We start from the raw sequence: 21,352 nt of genomic DNA on the forward strand, positions 1-21,352 counted from the left end.
CGCGGCGGCTGGTGTGCCGGTCAAGCCGGTGAACAAGGTCAAGGACGGCCGCCCGCACATCGCGGACGCCATCAAGGCCGGCGAGATCCAGCTGGTGTTCACCACCGTGGACGAAACCCGCACGGCCATCGCCGACTCGCGCAGCATCCGTCAGGCCGCCTTGGCCAACCGCGTCACCTACTACACCACCATGGCCGGCTGCGAAGCCGCTGTCGAGGCGCTCAAGCACCAGGACGACCTGGTGGTGTACTCGGTGCAGGAACTGCACGCCAAACTGCACTAAACTGCCAGCCTGCCTCGACGGGTTCGCCCGATCGCGGCCATGCATTCAACGGGCCGCTCCCGGCCGCTCCTCCACAGAGACGGCGCCTGGGACGCGGCTCCTTCATTTTGGAAGACACATTAGCCATGTCCACCATTCCCATCACCAAGCGTGGTGCCGAGCAGCTCAAGGAAGAGCTGCACCGCCTCAAACACGTCGAGCGTCCCGCCGTGGTGCAAGCCATTGCCGAGGCCCGTGCCCAGGGTGACCTGTCGGAAAACGCAGAGTACGACGCAGCCAAAGACAAGCAAGGCTTCATCGAGGGTCGCATCAACGAAATCGAAGGCAAGCTCTCTGCCGCCAAGGTCATCGATCCGGCAGACCTGGATGCCGGTGGCCGGGTGGTGTTCGGTGCCACCGTCGAAATGGAAATCGAGGCCACGGGCGACGTGGTCACCTACCAGATCGTGGGCGACGACGAGGCCGACCTCAAGGAAGGCAAGATCTCCATTGGTTCCCCCATTGCCCGAGCCCTGATCGGCAAAGAGGCTGGTGACGTGGCCGTGGTGCAGGCGCCAGGTGGCGAGCGCAGCTACGAAATCATCGAAGTTCGCTACATTTGAGTGGCGTTGGTCGATGATGAGCAAGGTTGTTTGTTTTCAGTCGATGCTCTCTGGTCTGTGGGCGGGCGTTTTGCTGGCCATCGGCGGCATCGCTGCGCCTGCCTTGTTCAGTGTGCTCGAGCGCCAGCAAGCTGGCGCGGGTGCCGGCCAGATCTTCCACATCGAGTCCCGGCTGAGCCTGGCTTTCGCCATCTTGCTGTTCGTGCTGGAGCGTCGGCGTGTGCGTGACGAAGTGGAGCAGGGGGCTTCCCAGAGCGCCATGAGCGCCAACCTGTTGCTGGTGCTCGGGGCGCTGTTCCTGACGGTGCTGGGTGGTTTCGCCCTGCAGCCCATGATCCAGGCAGCCAAGGCCGGCGAGCCCACAGCCCTGTCTTTTGCCGCCCTGCATGGCATCTCGGCCTCGCTTTACTGGCTCAAGGCTTTGCTGGTGCTGGTGTTGGCCTGGCGCATGACGGCACGCTGAATGAAAAACGGCACCCAAAGGTGCCGTTTTGCTGTCAAATGTTGGCAGATGCGATCAGATCAGCCTGATTTTTTGCTGGTCATGCGTTTTTTCGCGCGCTTGATGAGGCCGCCTGGCGTCACACGTTGGTTGCCCAGCACGGTCACTTTCTTGATCTCCGGGCGGCGCGTGCCACTCTTGGAGAACTTCAGGATCTTGACCTCGCGAGGGGCTGCGCCACCGCGCCGGGCATCGTCTTGCTCGGTGTCTTTCTCGGGCATCGGGCGCCAGATCACCAGCAGCTTGCCGATGTGCTGGATGGGCGCGGCGTTGAGCTGGTCGCACAGCTGGGCAAAGATTTCTTCGCGGGCAGCGCGATCGTCTCCGAGCACGCGCACCTTGATCAGGCCGTGGGCCTTGAGCGCGGAGTCGGTCTCCTTGACGACAGCGGGCGTCAGGCCGTCTCCGCCGATCATCACGACGGGATCCAGGTGGTGGGCGTCGGCGCGCAGGGCGCGGCGCTCGGAAGTGGTCAGTTCAATTGCAGGCATCCCTCTATTATCGAGCCATGAAAGTCCAAACCAAAAGCAAAAAAGTCAACAAGGCTTGGCTGAACGATCACATCCATGATCCTTACGTGCGTCTGGCGCAAAAAGAAGGCTACCGATCCAGGGCGGCTTACAAGATCAAAGAGATCGATGAATCCCTTGGTTTGATCAAGCCTGGGCAGCTGGTGGTGGACCTGGGTGCCGCCCCTGGCGCATGGAGTCAGTACGTGCGGCGCAAATTCGCACCGAAGGACGTGGGCGTGGGGGGCGCTGCCGTGGGGGAGCTCAATGGCACCATCATCGCCCTGGACCTGCTGGACTTCGATCCGATCGAGGGCGTGACCTTCATCCAGGGTGATTTTCGGGAGGAAGCCGTGCTGCAGCAGTTGCAGGACGAGGTGGCCGGCCGACCGGTGGACGTTGTCATCTCGGACATGGCGCCCAACCTCAGCGGCATCGACGTGACCGACAGCGCCCGGATCGCTCACCTGATCGAGTTGGCCATTGACTTCGCGCAGCAACACCTGAAAAAGGACGGCGCGCTGGTTTGCAAAGTTTTTCACGGCGCGGGCTACAGCCAGCTGGTGGAGGCCTTCAAGGCGAATTTCCGCGTCTGCAAGCCGGTCAAACCCAAGGCTTCTCGCGACAAATCGGCCGAAACCTTCCTGGTTGGCATCGGTCTGAAGACGCGCTGAGTCACTTTGTCTCGTCAAGGCATCGTCAAGGCCTCAATTCCAGCGTTTCATGTGGGATTGGGCGCCACGCGTCAACCCTTGACTGCACTAGAATGGTCCCCACATGCCGCGAAGGACGGCACTGTTTTGCGTCATCATGACAAAGGCGGTGCAGTTTTTTGGATCCGTGTTCGGTGTGGGGATGCATCCAGCATCAGCCGAACCGGTGTGACTGTGGGTTGAAGGAGCCGCGGTGAACAATCAATGGTTCTCGAAAGTTGCTGTCTGGCTGGTGGTGGCCCTCGTGCTGTTCACCGTGTTCAAACAGTTCGATCGCGCTGGCGCGGTCGGCGGTCAGATGGCGTATTCGGAGTTCCTCGAGGAAGTCCGCGCCAAGCGCATCAAGAGCGTGACCCTGCAAGAGGGCGGCGGCGGGACCGAGATCATCGCGACCACGACCGATGACAAGAAGATCCGCTCGACGGCCACCTACCTCGACCGTGGCCTGGTCGGCGACCTGATCAACAACGGCGTCAAGTTCGACGTCAAGCCCCGCGAAGAGCCCTCGCTCATCATGAGCCTGCTGGTCTCGTGGGGCCCCATGTTGCTGCTGATCGGCGTGTGGATCTACTTCATGCGCCAGATGCAGGGCGGTGGCAAAGGCGGCGCCTTCAGCTTCGGCAAGAGCAAGGCCCGCATGCTCGACGAGAACAACAACAACATCACCTTCGCTGACGTCGCCGGTTGCGACGAAGCCAAGGAAGAAGTCAAGGAGCTCGTCGATTTCCTGCGTGACCCGCAGAAATTCCAGAAGCTCGGCGGCCGCATTCCCCGTGGCGTGCTGCTGGTCGGCCCCCCTGGCACCGGCAAGACGCTGCTGGCCAAGTCCATCGCTGGCGAAGCCAAGGTGCCGTTCTTCACCATCTCCGGCTCCGACTTCGTTGAAATGTTCGTCGGCGTTGGCGCGGCCCGCGTGCGCGACATGTTCGAGCAAGCCAAGAAGAACGCACCCTGCATCATCTTCATCGACGAAATCGACGCGGTCGGCCGTCACCGTGGCGCTGGCCTGGGCGGCGGCAACGACGAGCGCGAGCAGACCCTCAACCAGATGCTGGTCGAGATGGATGGTTTCGAAACCAACCTGGGTGTGATCGTGATCGCCGCGACCAACCGCCCCGACATCCTCGACCCCGCCTTGCTGCGTCCAGGCCGTTTCGACCGCCAGGTCTACGTGACGCTGCCTGACGTGCGCGGCCGCGAGCAGATCCTCAACGTGCACATCCGCAAGGTGCCCGTGGGTCAAGACGTGCGCGCAGACATCCTGGCCCGTGGCACGCCTGGCTTCTCGGGTGCCGATCTCGCCAACCTGGTCAACGAAGCCGCCTTGTTCGCTGCGCGCCGCAATGGCCGCGTGGTCGAAATGCAGGACTTCGAGAAGGCCAAGGACAAGATCATGATGGGCCCCGAGCGCAAGTCCATGGTCATGCCCGAGGAAGAGCGCAAGAACACGGCCTACCACGAGGCCGGCCACGCCCTGGTCGCTCGCCTGCTGCCCAAGACCGATCCGGTGCACAAGGTCACCATCATCCCGCGCGGACGTGCTTTGGGTGTGACCATGCAGTTGCCCGAAGGTGACCGCTACAGCATGGACAAGACCCGCATGCTTGACACCATCTCCGTGCTGTTCGGTGGTCGCATCGCCGAAGAGGTCTTCATGGACCAGATGACGACCGGTGCTTCGAACGACTTCGAGCGCGCCACCGCCATCGCCCGCGACATGGTGACCCGCTACGGCATGACCGACGAACTCGGTCCGGTGGTCTACGCCGAGAACGAAGGCGAGGTCTTCCTGGGCCGCTCGATCACCAAGACCACCAACATGTCTGAAGAGACGATGCAGAAGGTGGACAAGCAGATCCGCAAGATCATCGACGAGCAGTACGCCATCGCGCGCAAGCTCATCGAAGACAACCAGGACAAGATGCACGTGATGGCCAAGGCCCTGCTGGAGTGGGAAACCATCGACGCAGAGCAGATCGACGACATCATGCAAGGCCGTGAGCCCCGTCCTCCCAAGGACTGGACGCCACCTTCGAACAGGCCCAGCAGCGGCCCCAAGCCGCCCATGAGCGCCGATGGCGCCCCTGCGGCGATTTGAACCAGGCGCCCTGAGGCGTCATTTGACAACGGGGCTTCGGCCCCGTTTTTCATGTCGAGTCACCAGCCATGAAGCATTGGCAAACCACGCGTTTCACCATTGACCTGAGCCGCCCGCGTGTCATGGGCATCGTCAACGTCACGCCCGACTCGTTTTCGGATGGCGGACGGCATGCAGACACCGTCGCAGCCCTCAAACATGCTCAAAAGCTGGTGGAGGAGGGGGCGGACATCCTCGACATCGGCGGCGAGTCGACCCGACCCGGTGCGCCCGAGGTGCCTGCTGACGAAGAGTGGGCGCGCATCGAAGGCGTTTTGCGCGGCGCCATGTCCTGGGGTGTGCCCTTGTCGATCGACACTTGCAAGACAGAGGTCATGCAGCGTGCGCTCGACCTTGGCGCTGACATCATCAACGACGTGAAGGCCCTGGGCACGCCCGGGGCACTGGCCGAGGTCGCTCGCCATCCTTCCTGCGGTGTGTGCGTGATGCACATGAGGGGCTCTCCAGCCACCATGCAAGACGCACCCAGCTACAGCGACGTGCTCGAAGAGGTCCACCACTTTCTGCGCTCGCGCTTGCATGCGCTCACGACCGCTGGCATCGGATTGGAGCGCATCACGCTGGATCCAGGCATCGGCTTTGGCAAGACGCCGCAACACAACCTCGAGCTGCTCAAGCGCCAGGGGGAACTTCTGAACCTGGGGCGGCCTCTGCTGTTGGGGTGGTCGCGTAAATCCACCCTGGGAGAGCTCACTGGCCGGCCCGTCGGGCAGCGCCTGGCCGCCAGCTTGTCGGCTGCATTGGCTTCGGTGCAAAAAGGTGCGGCTGTGGTGCGGGTGCACGACGTTGCAGAAACGGTCGATGCGCTGCGTGTCTGGGGCGCTGCAGGTCTGCTGGATTGACCGAAAACCGTGGACAATCCACCGACCTCCGCACACACAAGCAGCTCATGTCCAGACAATACTTTGGCACCGACGGCATCCGCGGCACCGTGGGCCAGGCGCCCATCACGCCCGATTTCGTTCTCAAGTTGGGGCACGCCGTGGGGCAGGTCGTGCGTCGTCACACTTCCGGTCGGCGACCCAAGGTCCTCATTGGCAAGGACACGCGCATTTCGGGCTACATGCTCGAGTCGGCCCTGGAGGCTGGTTTCGCGTCAGCTGGGGTGGATGTTTTGCTCACCGGGCCTTTGCCAACGCCTGGCGTGGCCTACCTGACACGCGCGTTGCGCTTGAACCTGGGTGTGGTGATCAGCGCGTCGCACAACCCGTTTGGCGACAACGGCATCAAGTTCTTCTCGTCTCGCGGCGAGAAGCTGCCAGACGAGTGGGAGCTGGCTGTCGAGGCTGCGTTGCGCGAGCCCCCGCAGTGGGTGGATTCGCACAGCTTGGGCAAGGCGCGTCGCCTGGAGGACGCCCGGGGCCGCTACATCGAGTTCTGCAAGAGCACCTTTTCGTCGAACCTGTCGCTCAAGGGCCTCAAGATCGTGGTGGACGCAGCCCACGGTGCGGCTTACCAGGTGGCGCCCGAGGTGTTTCACGAGCTGGGGGCCGAGGTCATCGCCATCGGTTGTTCGCCCGACGGCCTGAACATCAACCAGGGGGTCGGGGCCACGCACCCGGAGGCGCTGGTGGCAGCGGTCAAACAGCACGGCGCCGACTACGGCATCGCGCTGGACGGAGATGCCGATCGGCTCCAGATCGTCGGGGCAGACGGTCGCCTTTTCAACGGTGACGAGCTTTTGTATGTCATGGTGGCCGACCGCATCGACCAGGGCGAAGCCGTGCCGGGCGCAGTGGGCACACTGATGACGAACATGGCTGTCGAGGTGGCACTCAAGCAGCGAGGCATCGATTTCGTGCGCGCCAAGGTGGGCGACAGGTACGTGCTGGAAGAGCTGGGTGCCAAAGGTTGGAAGCTGGGCGGTGAGGGCTCGGGTCACCTGATCGCGCTGGACCGTCACACCACGGGTGATGGCATCGTCAGCGCGCTGGCGATCTTGCAGGCGGTGGTGCGCAGCGCACGCAGCGTGTCCTCCTGGCTCCAGGGGGTGGAGTTGTATCCGCAGCGCTTGATCAACGTGCGTCTTCAGCCGGGCATGGACTGGCAGAACCACCTGCCGCTTCAGCATGCTCGCAGCGACGTTGAGGCTCGGCTTGCTGACAAGGGGCGGGTGCTCATCCGGGCGTCGGGAACGGAGCCTTTGGTGAGGGTGATGGTCGAGGCCAGTGACAAGGCCTTGGCCGATGCGTGTGCCGAGCAGCTCGCGGCAACGCTTGCCTGAAGCCGGCCTGATTTCTCGCAAAACGAAAAAAGCCCCCGTGGGGGCTTTTTTCGTTCCCTGAGCAAGTCGCCGTGAATCAGCGACAGATTTTATTTTTTGGGTGGCGTCAGCACGCGGTCGATGACGTGCAGCACGCCGTTGCTGGCGGTGACGTCTGCCTGCGTCACCAGGGCTTCGTCCACGGTGACAAAGTCGCCTGCCTTGGCAAGCACCAGCTTGGTGCCGGCCAGGGTGGTGACGGTGGTGGTGTCGGCGTTCAGGGCGGCTCGGGTGGTCGCCCCGGCGACGGCATGGTGCTTGAGCACGGCTTTGAGGGCCTCGGGATCCTTGCCGAGCTTATCCAGCGTGGCGGCGGGCAGGGCACGGAAAGCCTCGTCGGTAGGGGCGAACACCGTCACCGGGCCTGCGCCGGTGAGCAAATCGCCCAAGCCAGCTTGCTGAGTCAGTTTGACGAACGTGCCCAATTGCGGATCGCGGGAAGCAACGGTCTGCAGGTTGGCGGGGGCGCTGTCGGTGGTGGCGCAGCCGGCAAACTGGGCCAGGGTGCCACAAACGAGTGCGCTCATCACCAGGCGACGAGACAGGCGGGTGTTCTTGTGAAAGGTCATGGGGAGCTCCATAGGGGTGGACGACGCCGCTTTGGCGGCTGATCGGCAAGATAGAAGGCCCTCGTGACAGATCGGTGACCATGACATGACAATGACGGTCACATGACATGGCTCGCTCGGCCTGTGACGTTCGTGACAACACCCTCACGGGTTGTCATGTGACCGTCACAATGGGTCGATACAGTCCGCCGCGTCAACTTCCTTTTGTCTGACGTTCCCTGAAAGGCGACTCATGAGCTTCAAGATGATCCGCACCGCTGCCGCCGCCATGGCCCTGTCCCTGGTCGCCGGCGTGGCTCTGGCCAACGACGTGACCGGTGCCGGCGCGACCTTCCCCGCACCGCTGTATGCCAAATGGGCTGCTGACTACAGCAACGCCACCAAGGTCAAGGTCAACTACCAATCGGTGGGCTCGGGTGCAGGCATCAAGCAAATCAAGGCCAAGACCGTTGACTTCGGTGCCTCTGACATGCCCCTGGTGGACGCGGACCTGGCCAAGGACGGCCTGATCCAGTTCCCCACTGTGATCGGTGGCGTCGTGCCCGTGGTCAACATCAAGGGCATCGCCCCCGGCCAGATCAAGATGACCGGCGAATTGATCGGCAACATCTACCTGGGCAAGATCACCCGCTGGAACGACGCAGCCATCGTGGCGCTGAACCCTGGCGTGCCCCTGCCCGATGCCCCGATCGCTCCGGTGCGCCGCGCAGACGGCTCCGGCACCACGTTCATCTTCACGAACTACCTCTCGAAGGTCAACGCCGAGTGGAAGTCCAAGGTGGGTGAGGGCACCGCCGTCAACTGGCCGACCGGCGCTGGCGGCAAGGGCAACGAGGGTGTCTCGGCCTTCGTGCAGCGCTTGCCCAACTCGATCGGCTACGTCGAGTACGCCTATGCCAAGCAGAACCGCATGTCGCATGTGCTGCTCAAGAACGCGGCTGGCAACTTCGTGGCCCCTGATGACGCGACCTTCAAGGCCGCCGCCGCCGCCGCTGACTGGAACAAGTCGTTCTATCAGATCCTGACCGAGCAAGCTGGCAAGGACGCCTGGCCCCTGACCGGCGCCACCTTCATCCTGATGCACAAGTCGCAGGACAAGCCGGCCCAGGCCGCTGCAGCCCTGAAGTTCTTCGATTGGGCCTATGTCAATGGCGACACCGCCGCTGGCAACCTGGAGTACGTGCCCCTGCCCGCCAACGTGAAGGAACTGGTCCGCAAGCAGTGGGCTTCCGTGGTGGACACCGCGGGCAAGCCGGTGGGCTGGAAGTGATCGCCTGATCTTGTTTTGACCCTGACCGGGCGTCCGAGCCTTTGGGCGCCCGGTCGACGCAGACCCGATGTCTCCTGCAAACCGCACCCGACTTGTCATGGAGTGAGCGATGGCCGCCATACTACCGACTGACCTCGGCGACGCATCCGCGCCGCCCGACCGGAAAAACCAACGTCAGCCCATGACCAACCCGCCTTCTCGCCGCGTCCAGGCCCCTTGGGCCGATGCCGCATTCGCCCTGGCAGCCCGTGCTGCCGCCGTCCTCACCCTGTGCCTGCTGCTGGGCATCATCGGCTCGCTGGTGGTGGGCGCCTGGCCCGCCATCCATGAATACGGGCTGGGCTTTTTCACCAGCACCGCCTGGGACCCTGTCCAGAACCAGTACGGCGGCCTGGTGATGATTTACGGCACGCTGATGACGTCGTTCATCGCGCTGCTGATCGCTGTGCCGGTAAGCTTCGGCATCGCCGTGTTCCTGACCGAGCTGTCGCCAGCCTGGCTCAAGCGCCCGCTGGGCATCGCCATCGAGTTGCTGGCGGCCGTGCCATCGATCGTCTACGGCATGTGGGGCCTGCTGGTGTTCGGCCCGATCCTGTCCGAGTACGTGCAGCAGCCGCTGCAGGCCTTGACCGAAGGCGTGCCTTACCTGGGTGCGTTCTTCTCTGGCCCGCCTGTGGGCATCGGCATCCTGTCGGCTGGCATCATCCTGGCCATCATGGTGATCCCGTTCATCGCTTCGGTGATGCGCGACGTGTTCGAGGTCACGCCTCCGCTGCTCAAGGAATCGGCTTACGGCCTGGGGTCGACCACCTGGGAAGTCGTCTACAAGGTGGTGCTGCCCTACACCAAGACCGGTGTGGTCGGCGGCATCATGCTGGGCCTGGGGCGCGCGCTGGGTGAGACCATGGCCGTGACCTTCGTCATCGGCAACATGAACCAACTGAACTCGCTGTCCGTGTTCGAGGCGGCCAACAGCATCACCTCGGCCCTGGCCAACGAATTCGCCGAAGCCGGCGAGGGCCTGCACCAGGCATCGCTGATCTACCTCGGCCTGATCCTGTTCTTCATCACCTTCGTCGTGCTGGCCTTCTCCAAGGTGTTGCTGGCCCGCCTGAAGAAGTCCGAAGGAGCCCGTTCGTGAGCACCGCAGCACTGCAAGCCTCCCGTGCCCGCAAGCACGCCGGACGCAAACGCATCAATTTCATCGCCCTGACGCTGTCACTGGGTGCCATGGCTTTCGGCCTGGTCTGGCTGGTCTGGATCCTGGTGGAAACCGTGCGCCTGGGGCTCGATGGCCTGGCGATCGCCACCTTCACCGAAATGACCCCGCCGCCGATGGAAGCCGGTGGCCTGGCCAACGCGCTGATGGGCTCGCTGCTGATGGTGGGACTGGCCACGGCGATCGGCACGCCGATCGGCATCCTGGCTGGCGTCTACCTGGCCGAGTACGGCCAGAAGGGCTGGCTGGGCAGCGCCACGCGCTTCATCAACGACATCCTGCTGTCGGCTCCCTCCATCGTGATCGGCTTGTTCATCTACTCGGTGGTGGTCTCGCGCTTCAAGTCCTTCTCGGGCTGGGCTGGTGTGCTGGCGCTGGCGCTGATCGTGATCCCGGTGGTCATCCGTACCACCGAGAACATGCTGGCGCTGATCCCCAACGCGCTGCGTGAAGCCGCCTACGCCCTGGGCACGCCCAAGTGGAAGGTGATCATGAGCATCACGCTGAAGTCGGCCCGCGCCGGCGTCATCACCGGCATCCTGCTGGCAGTGGCCCGCATCGCTGGCGAGACCGCTCCGCTGCTGTTCACCGCGCTGTCCAACCAGTTCTGGTCCACCGACATGAGCGGCCCGATGGCCAGCCTGCCGGTCACCATCTTCAAGTTCGCCATGAGCCCCTATGAAAACTGGCAGAAGCTGGCCTGGGCAGGCGTGTTCATCATCACCATCGGCGTGCTGGCACTCAACGTGATCGCCCGCAGCATGTTCCGCCAGCGCTGATCGGCGCGGCATCGATACCCGACACCTGAAAGACGCATCATGGACGCCAAAGTGCAAACCAACGATCCCGTCAAGGCCAAACTGGCCGTCAAGAACCTGAACTTCTACTACGGCAAGTTCCACGCGCTCAAGAACGTGAACATGGACCTGCCCGAGAAGAAGGTCACCGCCTTCATCGGCCCCTCGGGCTGCGGCAAGTCGACGCTGTTGCGCACCTTCAACCGCATGTTCGAGCTCTACCCCGAGCAGCGCGCCGAAGGCCAGATCTTGCTGGACGGTCAGGACATCCTGACCACGAAGGAAGACGTCTCGCTGATCCGTGCGCGCGTCGGCATGGTGTTCCAAAAGCCCACGCCGTTCCCGATGTCGATCTACGAGAACATCTCGTTCGGCGTCAAGCTGTTCGAGAACCTCTCGCGCTCCGAGATGGACGAGCGCGTGGAATGGGCCCTCAAGAAGGCTGCGCTGTGGAACGAGGTCAAGGACAAGCTCAACCAGAGTGGCTCTGGCCTCTCGGGTGGTCAGCAGCAGCGTCTGTGCATCGCTCGCGGCATCGCCATCAAGCCCGAGGTGCTGTTGCTTGACGAGCCCTGCTCGGCCCTGGACCCCATCTCCACCGGCAAGATCGAAGAGCTGATCCACGAACTCAAGGACGACTACACCGTCCTGATCGTGACCCACAACATGCAGCAGGCCGCGCGTTGCTCGGACTACACGGCCTACATGTACCTGGGCGAGCTCATCGAGTTCGGCGCGACCACGGACATCTTCATGAAGCCCAAACGCACCGAGACCGAGGACTACATCACCGGTCGCTTCGGCTGATCGACAACAAAAACAAGGAGAACACCATGAGTGACAAACACCTCTCCAGTCAGTTCGACGCCGAGCTCAGCGGCATTTCCACGCGCGTGCTGGAAATGGGTGGCCTGGTCGAATCCCAGGTGGCCCTGGCCATTGACGCCTTGACGCACTTCAATGGCGAAGTCGCCAGCCAGGTGCTGATCGGCGAAGAAAAGGTCAACGCGATGGAAATGCAGATCGACGCCGACCTGTCGACCATCATCGCGCGCCGTCAGCCCACGGCCCGCGACCTGCGCCTGCTGATCGCCATCTCCAAGACCATCGGCAACCTCGAGCGCGTGGGCGACGAGGCCGCGCGCATCGCACGCACGGTGCAGCGCCTGATCAACACCGGTGTGTCGTCTCGCCTGCGCCTGCCGGTCGGTGACGTGTCCTTCGAAGCCGGCCTGGCCACCGCCTCGCTGCGCAAGTCGCTGGACGCTTTTGCCCGCCTGGACACCCAGACCGCGCTGGAGGTCATCAAGAGCGACAACGAGATCGACGCCGAATTCGACGGCCTGATGCGCAAGCTCATCACCTACATGATGGAAGACCCGCGCACCATCTCCGCGTCCATCGACCTGGTGTTCGTTGCCAAGGCCATCGAGCGCGTGGGCGACCACGCCAAGAACCTGGCCGAGCAGGTGATCTACATCGTCAAGGGGGCCGACGTGCGTCACAACACGCCCGAGGCCGTCGAGAACATCATCAAGTGATGACGGGAGCCAAGCCATGAGCCGTGTGTTGGTGGTGGAAGACGAACCCGCGATCGCCGAGTTGATCGCGCTGAACCTGCGTCACTCGGGTTTCGAGGTGACGCTGGCGGGTGACGCCGAGCAAGCCCAGCTCGAAATCGACAAGGTGCTGCCGGACCTGGTGCTGCTGGACTGGATGCTGCCGGGCCAGTCTGGCTTGGCGCTGGCCAAGCGCTGGCGCGGTGTCACGCGCACCCGCGACCTGCCGATCATCATGCTGACGGCTCGTGCGGAAGAGGTGGACAAGGTCGCTGGCCTGGACGCGGGCGCCGATGACTACCTGACCAAGCCCTTCTCGACGCACGAGCTGATGGCCCGCGTGCGCGCTGTGTTGCGCCGCAAGGCCCCGCAGGCACTGGACTCCGCCGTCGAGGTGGCAGGCCTGCGCCTGGACCCGGCCACGCGCCGCGTCTGCCGTGGCGATCAAGAAGTCAAGATCGGTCCGACCGAATTCAAGCTGTTGCACTTCTTCATGACGCACCCGGAGCGCGTTCACAGCCGTGCGCAGTTGCTCGACCGCGTCTGGGGTGACCACGTTTTCATCGAAGAGCGCACGGTCGATGTCCACGTCAAGCGCCTGCGCGAGGCCCTGTCGCCGGTGCAACGTTCGTCGCTGATCGAAACGGTGCGGGGCGCTGGCTACCGCCTGACTCAGCAAGTGGTGGACATCGCCGCCTGACACTGCCCGGACCAGACAACCGTGGATTCAAGCAATTCGTGGCTCATCTCGCGGGTCGCGGTGCGGCTCGCCGTGGGCATGGCCGGCGGCCTGGCAGGCTACTGGATCGGGCAGCGCGTGGGTTACCCCGTGGCGGCGGGGGCGGCAGCGGCCTCGTCCGCCGTGCTGCTGCTGTCCGTCTCTGACACCCTGCATGGCCATGCGCTGCTCGACTGGTTGCGCAACCCGGAGTCGCCTGGCCCGGTCTTGCCGGGCATCTGGGGTGAGCTGTCTCACCGGGTCGAGCGCTTGCTGCGATCACGCGACGCCGACATCGCCCTCGAGCGGGGTGAGTTGCAGCAGTTCCTCTCGGCGATCGAGGCCTCGCCGAACGGTGTCATGCTGCTCGACGAGAGCGATCACCTGACCTGGATCAGCCCTGCGGCGGCAGACCATTTCGGCTTGAATCGCCACCGGGACCTGCAGCAGCGGGTCACCAACCTGATCCGACAGCCCGCGTTCGTGCAGTACTTGCAGGCCGGCGACTTCAGCGAAACCGTCAAGTGCCCGATGTCCCGAGGTGGGCTGAGCTGGCTTCAGATCCAGGTGCGCGAGTTTGGAGAAGGGCGCAAGCTCATCCTCTCGCAGGACATCACCGAGCGCGAACGCGCCGACACCATGCGTCGCGACTTCGTGGCCAATGTCTCGCACGAGATCCGCACGCCACTGACGGTGCTGATGGGTTTCATCGAAACGTTGGGGGCCCTGCCGCTGACCGAAGTGGAGCGCAAGCGCGTGATCTCGCTCATGGCCGAGCAGGCCGATCGCATGCAAGGCCTGGTGTCTGACCTGCTGACGCTGGCGCAGATCGAGGGCAGCCCCCGTCCCGCCTCAGACAGGTGGCTGCCCGTTCAGCACCTCATGCGACGTGTGGCCAATGACGCACGAGGCCTGTCGAAAGAGCGCCATCCCATCGAGGTCCAGCCTGATCCAGCGCATTTGGATGCCGAGATCTCGGGTGTCGAGAGCGAGTGGCTCAGCGCCATGGGCAACCTGGTCTCGAACGCGATCCGCTACACCCCCGCTGGCCGAGCTGTCGAGATCCACTGGCGCAGCCTGCCCGATGGCAGCGCTGAGTTCAGTGTGCAGGACCACGGCATCGGCATTTCTCCCGAGCACCTGCCCAGGCTCACCGAGCGCTTTTATCGCGTCGATGGCAGCCGCTCGCGCGACACGGGTGGCACAGGCCTGGGTCTGTCCATCGTCAAGCACGTGATCCAGCGCCACGGGGGCGAGCTCAAGATCAGCAGCGAGCAGGGCAAAGGATCGAATTTCACGCTGCACATCCCAGCGATGCGGGTGCGCCGCGCAGAAGTGGACACGGCGGTGTCCTGACGCCAGTTGACGTGCTGTCAGTCTGTGGCGTTCATGGCGCTGGCGCTGACCTCGTCGATGTCATCGAAGGTGTCGCTCTGCGCCATTTGATCTGTTTGCGCCTTCTGTGACTTCTGGGATGTTGCGGCAGTGTTGCGTCGGTAGACCACCACCAGCTCAGAGTTGCGCGTGCGTTGGTTGTACTGCGCCACCTTTCGCCACCCCGGCAACACGGGCGGCTGGGCCTTGGGGTGGATGCGAACGACCACGCTGCCGCAGCCCTGCTTGCGCATCGACAGTGTGTCGTGCGCCAGGCCGTCGACCCGGTAACCACCGAAATACTCCATCGCCGTGAGCAAGCCCACCGAAGCATCTGGTGCACACACCAGCTCGGCGCGTGGCATGTACGGCGAGATGCGCGACATCAACAGTCGGTAGCTGCGCGCCTGGTCCAGAAGGGGCAGCAGCAAGGTCATGGTCAGCAACCAGCACACGGCCACGCCACCTGCTGGCAGCACCAGGCTTTTCCAGAGTGCGTGGGTGCGGCGTGACGTGCGCCAGCGAACCAGCCACAACCAAAGCAGGGTGCCGAGCAAGGCAAAGCCCAGGGCGATGGGGCTGAAACCGATGACAGCACCTGGCACCAGCTTGAGGACGTTGACCGCAGTTCGCTCGGGCTGGCCGGTCTGGATGGCGACATAGGCCAGCCAGATCAGCGACGCGCAGGCGGTAAAAAAGCAGACCGAGAACCAGTCCAGCGCCGCGCCCAGGCTGCGTTGAAGCGAGGGCAGGGCAAAAGCGGCCAGGGCCGCCAAGGCAGGCAGGGTGATCAGCAGTGCACGGTCGTTGCCGCCCATGAACACGCAAGAGCCCATGCCCACCAAAGCGATCAGGAGAGGCATCGCGATGTGCCTGCGCCCGATCTGACGACGCCAGTGCCACAAGGTCAAGGCGGCCAGCGGCAGCACAGGCCAGGTGAACCATGTCAGCAATTGAAAGATGGCGCCGGGACGCCATTCGCGCCCGCTGCGCACGCTCCAGCCGGGCAGACCCAGGGCAATCAGTCCGATGACCAGGGCAAGGGCCAGCAGCATGCCCAGCAGCACCCACTTGATGTGGCCTCGGACCTCGACGTGGCTTGACTTCAGGCACACGATGGCGGCCGCCCCACCCAGCAGCAGCGCCACCGTCGGGCTGCCGCTGCCTGCCAGCACCGGCAAGGCGGCCGTGGTGGCCAGGATGGACGTCAGGCTGCGTTGCTGCGCTGCAGCCATGCCGAACAACAGCAGGGCCGCGCCGGTGAGCTGAACCAGCTCTGGCGTGGTTTCATGGCCCAGTTGCAGCAGCCCCAGGCTGGCGATCAAAGCCAGCAACGCACCGTCAGCCACCGCTCGCGCATAGTCTTGTGAGCGCGCTTCGCCGCCAAAGGCCAGGGGAACGGGCTGCGCGGCCTCGGTGCGGGCCAGGTGGTAGGTGGCGTACCAGGTCAGCGCAAAGACCGCGGCCAGCAAGAGGGCGAAGGGCAGGCGTGCCGCCAGCGCCGGGTCCACCCAGGGGGACAGCAGCGAGATCGCGGCACCACCGACCCAGTAAGGCAGGATGCCGCCTTGGGTCGGGTGAACGCCCCCGACGTGTGGGTCGAACCAGGATGCTTGGCCCAGGGCCAGGCTCCACATCTGCCCGAAGGCAGCGATGTCCTCGTTTTTCCAGGGGTCGCGCCCCAGCAGCCCGGGCAGCAGGTAGGCCGCGCAAAACAGCAACAACGCCAGGCGCGGCAGGCGCTGCGCCGCCTTCTGGGTCACCAGGGCGGGGGAGGCGTGAGGCAGTTGCGATGGGCGCATGGGTGGCGAAACGCTTCAGGCGGTCTGCTGGCTGACGACGAGGCGCTCAGTCGGCAGGCTTGAGAAACAAAAAGGGCAGCCTGAGCTGCCCTGACGTTGCGCAACGGCGGGCGTTGCGACGGTGTTCTGCGACATCCGGGCCAGGCCAGGCCCACCCGGACGTCCCGCGATCACTTGCGGAATTGAGCGAACTTGTTGCGGAACTTCTCAACGCGACCGCCCAGGTTGTCCACCGACTTCTGGGTGCCGGTGTAGAAGGCGTGCGACTCGGAAGAGGTTTCCAGCTTGAACAGGGGCAGCTCGCGGCCGTCGTCCAGCTTGACGGTGTCCTTGGTGGGTGCGCAGGAGCGGGTGACGAACTGGAAGCCGTTGGACTGGTCCAGGAAGACGACGTCACGGTAGTTGGGGTGGATACCTTGCTTGGGCATGGGAAACCTCGTGCTGTTTGCAAATTGCATGTCCGGGAGCCACCCGGCACCATGCCAGGCACTTTCCGTTCAGCGGAAAACGCAAGAGTATAGCAGAAAACGCAAACGGCCCCGAGCCATGAAAGGCATCGGGGCCGTGAAGTCCGTCGCTGATGGCCTGAGGTGGCTCAGCCGCCGCGGCGCATCATGTCGAAGAAATCGTGGTTGTTCTTCGTGGACTTCATCTTGTCGAGCACGAACTCCATCGCCTCGATCTCGTCCATCGGGTAGAGCAGCTTGCGCAGGATCCAGCTCTTTTGCAGGATTTCCGGCTTGAGCAGGATTTCCTCGCGGCGGGTGCCCGACTTGTTGATCAGGATCGAGGGGTACACGCGCTTTTCGGCCATGCGGCGATCCAGGTGGATTTCGCAGTTGCCGGTGCCCTTGAACTCTTCGTAGATCACTTCGTCCATGCGGCTGCCCGTGTCGATCAGGGCGGTGCCGATGATGGTCAGCGAGCCGCCTTCTTCGATGTTGCGCGCCGCGCCGAAGAAGCGCTTGGGGCGTTGCAGGGCATTCGAGTCAACGCCGCCGGACAGCACCTTGCCGGAGCTGGGCAGCACGTTGTTGTAGGCGCGGGCCAGTCGGGTGATCGAGTCCAGCAAGATCACCACGTCCTTCTTGAGCTCGACCAGGCGCTTGGCGCGCTCGATCACCATCTCGGCGACTTGCACGTGGCGCTGGGCGGGTTCATCGAACGTTGAGCTGATGACCTCGCCGCGCACGGTGCGCTGCATTTCGGTCACTTCTTCCGGGCGCTCGTCGACCAGCAGGACGATCAGGTGCACGTCGGGGTGGTTGGCCGTCAGTGCGTGCGCCAGGTTCTTCATCATCACGGTCTTGCCGCTCTTGGGCGGGGCGACCAGCAGCGCGCGCTGACCTTTGCCGATCGGGGCGATCAGGTCGATGATGCGGCTGGTGATGTTGTCGTCGTTGCCCTTGGCCAGGTCGCGTTCGAGCTTGAATTGCTCGTCCGGGAACAGCGGCGTGAGGTTCTCGAACATGATCTTGTTCTTCGAAACCTCGGGGGGCAGGCCGTTGACGCGGTCGACCTTGACCAGTGCGAAGTAGCGCTCGCCGTCCTTGGGCACGCGCACCTCACCTTCGATCATGTCGCCGGTGTGCAGGTTGAAGCGGCGAACCTGGCTGGGCGACAGGTAGATGTCGTCGGTGCTCGCCAGGAAGCTCATGTCGAGCGCACGCAGGAAGCCGAAGCCGTCGGGCAGCACTTCGAGGACGCCGTCGCCGAAGACCTGTTCGCCGGCCTTGGCGCGCTTCTTCATGATCGCGAACATCAACTCCTGCTTGCGCATGCGAGAGACGTTTTCGATTTCCAGGGCTTCGGCCATTTCCACGAGTTTGGAAATGTGCAGGGCCTTCAGTTCGGAAAGGTGCATGGATGGGTACCCTGAATGTGAAACCCGGATCGGCGCGAAGCCGTCGGGCCGAGGGAATTCGTGGGCTGGGGGGAAAGGCGGAAGTTCCGGGGCCTGGGGCGCAAGGCGGCGTTGGCCGCTGGCCCTGGCGGGTCACCGGGTGGCCGGTGAGCCTTCAGGCATTGCCTTCGATTTCAAAGGCAACGGCTGCATTATAGGGCTGGTCTGGCAAAAGAAAACCGCCGACCTGTCCGGTGCGGCGGTTGCCAGGGTCACAGCTGTCCGTCGATGAACGCGGTCAGTTGGGCCTTTGAAAGGGCGCCGACCTTGGTGGCGGCCAGTTGTCCATCCTTGAAGATCATCAGGGTCGGGATGCCGCGGATGCCGAACTTGGCGGGCACTTCGCGGTTCTGATCGACGTTCATCTTGGCGATGGCCAGGCGACCGTTGTAGTCCTTGGCCACTTCGTCCAGGATGGGGGCGATCATCTTGCAAGGGCCGCACCATTCGGCCCAGTAGTCCACCAGCACGGGTTGGGCGGCTTGCAGAACGTCGGCATCGAAGGATGCGTCGGTGATGTGTTTGATCAGGTCGCTGCTCATGAAACTGTCCTCAAGGTGGTCGGGCGGAGGAGGGTGGGAAAACCCGCCAGACCGGGGGTGTCGTGATTCTGACACAGATGGTGAAGGCTGCTGTCCCAGGTCTCAAGCGTCCAAAATCAATCACCCCGATAGATTTCGCCAGCCTTGACATCCGCCGAAACGCCCTCGTCGATCACGCCCCAGCCTTGGCTCTGGCAGCCGGGCTGCGATGCCGCGCTCGCCTGGCAAGACTGGGCGCGTGAAGCGTCAGCTTGGCTGTGCGCGCAAGGGGCAGAGCCCAAAAGCGCCCTCGTGACACTGCCCGTCGGAGCGGTGTTGGCTGCGGCTCGCCAGGCATGGGCTCAGGCCGTGGGTGGCTGGCTGCCTCGCATCGAGACCATCGCTTCGTTGGCAGAAACACACAGTTGGGCGCGTGCCACACCGACGCTCGATGCGTCCGGGCAGGAGGTTTTCGGGGCGGTGCTGTCGCTCGATGCCATCGAAGACCGCCTCCAGGCCGCCCGCAGCCTTGGGCGCCAGGCCTGGGCAAGGCAGTGGCTGGCCCGGGATCGCCGGGGCTATGAATTCGCGTTGGATCAGGTCGTGGACTCGGCGCATGCCTGGGTGAGGGCCCTGCAGGCGACTCCTCCGCCAGACAGGCCTCTGCGGCTCGATTCATGGCGTGGCGCCCTGCAGTTGCACATGGGGCAGGGCCCAGGCGGGCGCGAAAGGCTGCTGCTGGCGTGGGCGCTGGAGTGGGCCGCAGCGAGCGCTGAGTGCGGCTTGGCCATGGACGCCGTGTACGCAGAAAGACCGTCTGCTTGGATGGCGGTTTCGGTGGGGAGCACTGTGTTGCCCGGCAGCGAGGGGGCGCTCATGCTTGCGGCCCAGCGTGTTGCCGGGGCAGCGGGGGTGCCGGTGCGCTGGTGGGCGGCAGATGCCAAGGCGACACAAACCGACGCGGAGCCGGTGTGCATGACGGTCAGCACCTGTGCAGACATGCTGGACGAGGCCAGGCAGGCCGCCGCCAGGGTCCTTGTTTGTGCATCGGGACGCCCAGAGGGGGCTGCGCCCATCGGCGTGCTGGCCCTGGACCGCGGCGTGGTCCGTCATGTGCGGGCGTTGCTGGAAGGCTCCGGGCTCAGCGTTGCAGACGAGACGGGCTGGCTTTTGTCGACCACCCGAGCGGCTGCGGCCTGCACGCGCCTGCTTGCGGCGTCGAACCCAAGGGCGTCCACCGATGAGTTGCTGGACTGGTTGAAGTCTGGTTGGGTTCAGGCGCATGACCCAGCCGATCTGTTTGCGCCGGATGAGCACCTGGCCGTCGGGATGCTGGAGCGTTGGTGTCGCAGGCAGGGGTTGATCGCTGCCTGGTCGATCTTGACCGAGCGAGAGGCAGGCGAGCCAGGCGAAGAAGGGGTGGGTGGGCAGCTCGCTCACCGGCGCATGCCCGATGAAGCGCAGGTGCTGTGGGCGTGGGCCAGGCAGGTGGTGCGGCCCTTGCAGGCCTTGTGGACGGCGTCGCGACCCACGCTGCAGCAGTGGCTGCAGGCCCTGTGGGCCTCGCTGCTGCAAAGCGGCGCTCACGACGCGCTGCAGGCCGATCCGGCCGGGGCCCTGTTGTGGGAGACCCTGCGCATGGATGCGCTGGCAGACGATGAACCGGGCATCGCGCGAAAGCTCGGCGCTGCGGGGCTGCCTGAGTCGCACCGCATCACGCGGATGGATGGCGCGAGTTTCCAGCGCTGGTTGTCGGATGTGCTCGAGGCGGTCACATACCGCCCCCAAGCAGAGTCCGCGCGGCCAGACGTGCTGATCACCACGCTGGCGCGCGCTGCCTTGCGTCCGTTTCATGCCGTGGTGATGCCGGGAGCCGATGAAAAGCAATTTGGCGCCCTGAGCACCCAGCAAGGCTGGCTGGGTGTTCGATTGCGCGAGGCGATGGGCCTGGTCACGCCTGCGCTGGCCAGGCAAGCGCAGTGGGAGGCCTTTGTTCTGGTGGCCACGCGGCCGAGCCTGCATGCCTTGCACCGCGTCGCACAGGACAGTGAGCCCCTGGATGCCAGCGCCTGGCTGGATCGCTGGGTTGCTTCAGGCGGCGGCCGTCTGCAGCAGGGAGAGGATCCGCGCCCTTGGCGGACATCGGATGCCAGCCCGATCAGGCCGCCCAGCCCGGTGCTGGGCCACCAAGGCATCGGCTTGCCTGCGCAGCTGTCTGCCACCCAGCACGAGGTGCTCAGGCAATGCCCTTACCGATTCTTTGCCCGGGTGATTTTGCGACTGCAGGCGCAAGATGAGCTGGAAGAAGGGCTGGCCCGGTCGGATCAGGGGTCGTGGCTGCACGAGACATTGCGGCGTTTTCATGAGCAACGCGACCAAGGTGTGGCGCTGGGCAGCGTGCAGGCCGACATCGACCTGTGGCTGTCTTGCGCGCAATCTGCGGCGCGCGACATGGGCTTGCTGTCGGACGGCATGCGCCCGCACTTTCGCCCACACGAAATGGCCTTGCCTGACCTGGCGCGCTCGTACGTGACTTGGTTGGGCAAGCACGAGCAAGAGGGCTGGCGGGTGCAGGCCTGCGAGGTCGAGC

21 protein-coding genes are annotated in these 21,352 nt (G+C 64.2%); 15 read left to right on the forward strand and 6 right to left on the reverse strand.

From position 1 onward, the window contains the following. The 3 genes from B2W70_RS17885 to B2W70_RS17895 form a co-directional block, all read left to right on the forward strand. The coding region (locus B2W70_RS17885; RefSeq protein WP_286747884.1) for a hypothetical protein at positions 1-283 on the forward strand (283 nt) is incomplete at its 5' end. 125 nt (positions 284-408) lie between these two features. Further along, positions 409-885, forward strand: a complete 477-nt coding sequence (gene greA / locus B2W70_RS17890) for a transcription elongation factor GreA (protein ID WP_058085985.1) — start codon at positions 409-411, stop codon at positions 883-885. A 16-nt stretch (positions 886-901) separates the two neighbouring features. Beyond that, entirely contained in the window at positions 902-1,348 is a 447-nt protein-coding gene (locus B2W70_RS17895; protein ID WP_286747886.1) for a DUF4149 domain-containing protein, read from the forward strand. A gap of 59 nt (positions 1,349-1,407) precedes the next feature. Here B2W70_RS17895 and B2W70_RS17900 read toward each other — a convergent pair whose 3' ends face one another. Continuing rightward, complete coding sequence (locus B2W70_RS17900; protein ID WP_058085986.1) at positions 1,408-1,878, reverse strand: YhbY family RNA-binding protein; 471 nt, start codon at positions 1,876-1,878, stop codon at positions 1,408-1,410. A 17-nt stretch (positions 1,879-1,895) separates the two neighbouring features. Here B2W70_RS17900 and B2W70_RS17905 point away from each other — a divergent pair, with 17 nt between their 5' ends. The 4 genes from B2W70_RS17905 (at position 1,896) to glmM (ending at position 6,991) form a co-directional block, all read left to right on the forward strand. Next, entirely contained in the window at positions 1,896-2,570 is a 675-nt protein-coding gene (locus B2W70_RS17905) for an RlmE family RNA methyltransferase (RefSeq protein ID WP_286747889.1), read from the forward strand. A 232-nt stretch (positions 2,571-2,802) separates the two neighbouring features. Then, positions 2,803-4,707 (forward strand): ATP-dependent zinc metalloprotease FtsH, encoded by a 1,905-nt coding sequence (gene ftsH / locus B2W70_RS17910; RefSeq protein WP_058085988.1) that lies wholly within the window; start codon positions 2,803-2,805, stop codon positions 4,705-4,707. A gap of 68 nt (positions 4,708-4,775) precedes the next feature. Next, positions 4,776-5,609, forward strand: coding sequence for a dihydropteroate synthase (gene folP / locus B2W70_RS17915; protein WP_286747892.1), 834 nt, complete (start codon positions 4,776-4,778; stop codon positions 5,607-5,609). A 47-nt stretch (positions 5,610-5,656) separates the two neighbouring features. Continuing rightward, positions 5,657-6,991, forward strand: coding sequence for a phosphoglucosamine mutase (gene glmM, locus B2W70_RS17920; protein ID WP_286747894.1), 1,335 nt, complete (start codon positions 5,657-5,659; stop codon positions 6,989-6,991). Between the two features lie 89 nt (positions 6,992-7,080). Here glmM and B2W70_RS17925 read toward each other — a convergent pair whose 3' ends face one another. Continuing rightward, on the reverse strand, positions 7,081-7,599 hold the full coding sequence (locus tag B2W70_RS17925; RefSeq protein WP_286747896.1) for a fasciclin domain-containing protein: 519 nt from the start codon (positions 7,597-7,599) through the stop codon (positions 7,081-7,083). 232 nt (positions 7,600-7,831) lie between these two features. Between B2W70_RS17925 and pstS the strand changes: the two genes are divergently transcribed. The 7 genes from pstS (at position 7,832) to phoR (ending at position 14,518) form a co-directional block, all read left to right on the forward strand. Next, positions 7,832-8,869, forward strand: coding sequence for a phosphate ABC transporter substrate-binding protein PstS (pstS, locus tag B2W70_RS17930; protein ID WP_058085990.1), 1,038 nt, complete (start codon positions 7,832-7,834; stop codon positions 8,867-8,869). Between the two features lie 181 nt (positions 8,870-9,050). Further along, positions 9,051-10,010, forward strand: a complete 960-nt coding sequence (pstC, locus tag B2W70_RS17935) for a phosphate ABC transporter permease subunit PstC (protein WP_286747899.1) — start codon at positions 9,051-9,053, stop codon at positions 10,008-10,010. Next, positions 10,007-10,867 (forward strand): phosphate ABC transporter permease PstA, encoded by an 861-nt coding sequence (pstA, locus tag B2W70_RS17940; protein ID WP_286747901.1) that lies wholly within the window; start codon positions 10,007-10,009, stop codon positions 10,865-10,867. Before pstC ends, pstA begins: the two co-directional genes overlap by 4 nt. A 39-nt stretch (positions 10,868-10,906) precedes the next feature. After that, positions 10,907-11,692 carry a phosphate ABC transporter ATP-binding protein PstB gene (gene pstB, locus B2W70_RS17945; protein WP_058085993.1) on the forward strand — a complete coding sequence of 262 codons (786 nt, stop codon included), beginning with the start codon at positions 10,907-10,909 and terminating at the stop codon, positions 11,690-11,692. A 26-nt stretch (positions 11,693-11,718) separates the two neighbouring features. Then, positions 11,719-12,426, forward strand: a complete 708-nt coding sequence (gene phoU / locus B2W70_RS17950; RefSeq protein WP_058085994.1) for a phosphate signaling complex protein PhoU — start codon at positions 11,719-11,721, stop codon at positions 12,424-12,426. Between the two features lie 16 nt (positions 12,427-12,442). Next, complete coding sequence (phoB, locus tag B2W70_RS17955; protein ID WP_286747904.1) at positions 12,443-13,144, forward strand: phosphate regulon transcriptional regulator PhoB; 702 nt, start codon at positions 12,443-12,445, stop codon at positions 13,142-13,144. Positions 13,145-13,165: 21 nt separating this feature from the next. Further along, a complete protein-coding gene (gene phoR / locus B2W70_RS17960; protein ID WP_286747906.1) occupies positions 13,166-14,518 on the forward strand; it encodes a phosphate regulon sensor histidine kinase PhoR in 1,353 nt (450 codons plus the stop codon). 17 nt (positions 14,519-14,535) lie between these two features. Here phoR and B2W70_RS17965 read toward each other — a convergent pair whose 3' ends face one another. The 4 genes from B2W70_RS17965 to trxA form a co-directional block, all read right to left on the reverse strand. Then, the gene (locus tag B2W70_RS17965) at positions 14,536-16,338 is read right to left on the reverse strand and encodes a hypothetical protein (RefSeq protein ID WP_286747908.1); all 1,803 of its coding nucleotides are present in this window, start codon (positions 16,336-16,338) and stop codon (positions 14,536-14,538) included. Between the two features lie 170 nt (positions 16,339-16,508). Next, positions 16,509-16,766 carry a type B 50S ribosomal protein L31 gene (locus B2W70_RS17970; protein WP_286747910.1) on the reverse strand — a complete coding sequence of 86 codons (258 nt, stop codon included), beginning with the start codon at positions 16,764-16,766 and terminating at the stop codon, positions 16,509-16,511. Between the two features lie 167 nt (positions 16,767-16,933). Continuing rightward, the gene (gene rho, locus B2W70_RS17975; protein WP_058085997.1) at positions 16,934-18,202 is read right to left on the reverse strand and encodes a transcription termination factor Rho; all 1,269 of its coding nucleotides are present in this window, start codon (positions 18,200-18,202) and stop codon (positions 16,934-16,936) included. A gap of 251 nt (positions 18,203-18,453) precedes the next feature. Beyond that, a complete protein-coding gene (gene trxA, locus B2W70_RS17980) occupies positions 18,454-18,783 on the reverse strand; it encodes a thioredoxin TrxA (RefSeq protein ID WP_058085998.1) in 330 nt (109 codons plus the stop codon). Positions 18,784-19,737: 954 nt separating this feature from the next. On the opposite strand from trxA, the gene B2W70_RS17985 reads away from it, so the two are divergent. After that, positions 19,738-21,352: PD-(D/E)XK nuclease family protein (locus B2W70_RS17985; RefSeq protein ID WP_286747913.1), on the forward strand; the 1,615-nt coding region annotated here is incomplete at its 3' end.

This window comes from Aquabacterium sp. UBA2148 (assembly GCF_002328915.1).
GTDB lineage: Bacteria > Pseudomonadota > Gammaproteobacteria > Burkholderiales > Burkholderiaceae_C > Aquabacterium > Aquabacterium parvum.

Bases quoted from the DNA above. Each gene is read 5' to 3' on its own strand.
- greA (WP_058085985.1), top strand. From the start codon at position 409: ATGTCCACCATTCCCATCACCAAGCGTGGTGCCGAGCAGCTCAAGGAA.
- B2W70_RS17895 (WP_286747886.1), top strand. From the start codon at position 902: ATGAGCAAGGTTGTTTGTTTTCAGTCGATGCTCTCTGGTCTGTGGGCG.
- B2W70_RS17900 (WP_058085986.1), bottom strand. From the start codon at position 1,878: ATGCCTGCAATTGAACTGACCACTTCCGAGCGCCGCGCCCTGCGCGCC.
- B2W70_RS17905 (WP_286747889.1), top strand. From the start codon at position 1,896: ATGAAAGTCCAAACCAAAAGCAAAAAAGTCAACAAGGCTTGGCTGAAC.
- folP (WP_286747892.1), top strand. From the start codon at position 4,776: ATGAAGCATTGGCAAACCACGCGTTTCACCATTGACCTGAGCCGCCCG.
- glmM (WP_286747894.1), top strand. From the start codon at position 5,657: ATGTCCAGACAATACTTTGGCACCGACGGCATCCGCGGCACCGTGGGC.
- B2W70_RS17925 (WP_286747896.1), bottom strand. From the start codon at position 7,599: ATGACCTTTCACAAGAACACCCGCCTGTCTCGTCGCCTGGTGATGAGC.
- pstS (WP_058085990.1), top strand. From the start codon at position 7,832: ATGAGCTTCAAGATGATCCGCACCGCTGCCGCCGCCATGGCCCTGTCC.
- pstC (WP_286747899.1), top strand. From the start codon at position 9,051: ATGACCAACCCGCCTTCTCGCCGCGTCCAGGCCCCTTGGGCCGATGCC.
- pstB (WP_058085993.1), top strand. From the start codon at position 10,907: ATGGACGCCAAAGTGCAAACCAACGATCCCGTCAAGGCCAAACTGGCC.
- phoU (WP_058085994.1), top strand. From the start codon at position 11,719: ATGAGTGACAAACACCTCTCCAGTCAGTTCGACGCCGAGCTCAGCGGC.
- phoB (WP_286747904.1), top strand. From the start codon at position 12,443: ATGAGCCGTGTGTTGGTGGTGGAAGACGAACCCGCGATCGCCGAGTTG.
- B2W70_RS17965 (WP_286747908.1), bottom strand. From the start codon at position 16,338: ATGCGCCCATCGCAACTGCCTCACGCCTCCCCCGCCCTGGTGACCCAG.
- B2W70_RS17970 (WP_286747910.1), bottom strand. From the start codon at position 16,766: ATGCCCAAGCAAGGTATCCACCCCAACTACCGTGACGTCGTCTTCCTG.
- rho (WP_058085997.1), bottom strand. From the start codon at position 18,202: ATGCACCTTTCCGAACTGAAGGCCCTGCACATTTCCAAACTCGTGGAA.
- trxA (WP_058085998.1), bottom strand. From the start codon at position 18,783: ATGAGCAGCGACCTGATCAAACACATCACCGACGCATCCTTCGATGCC.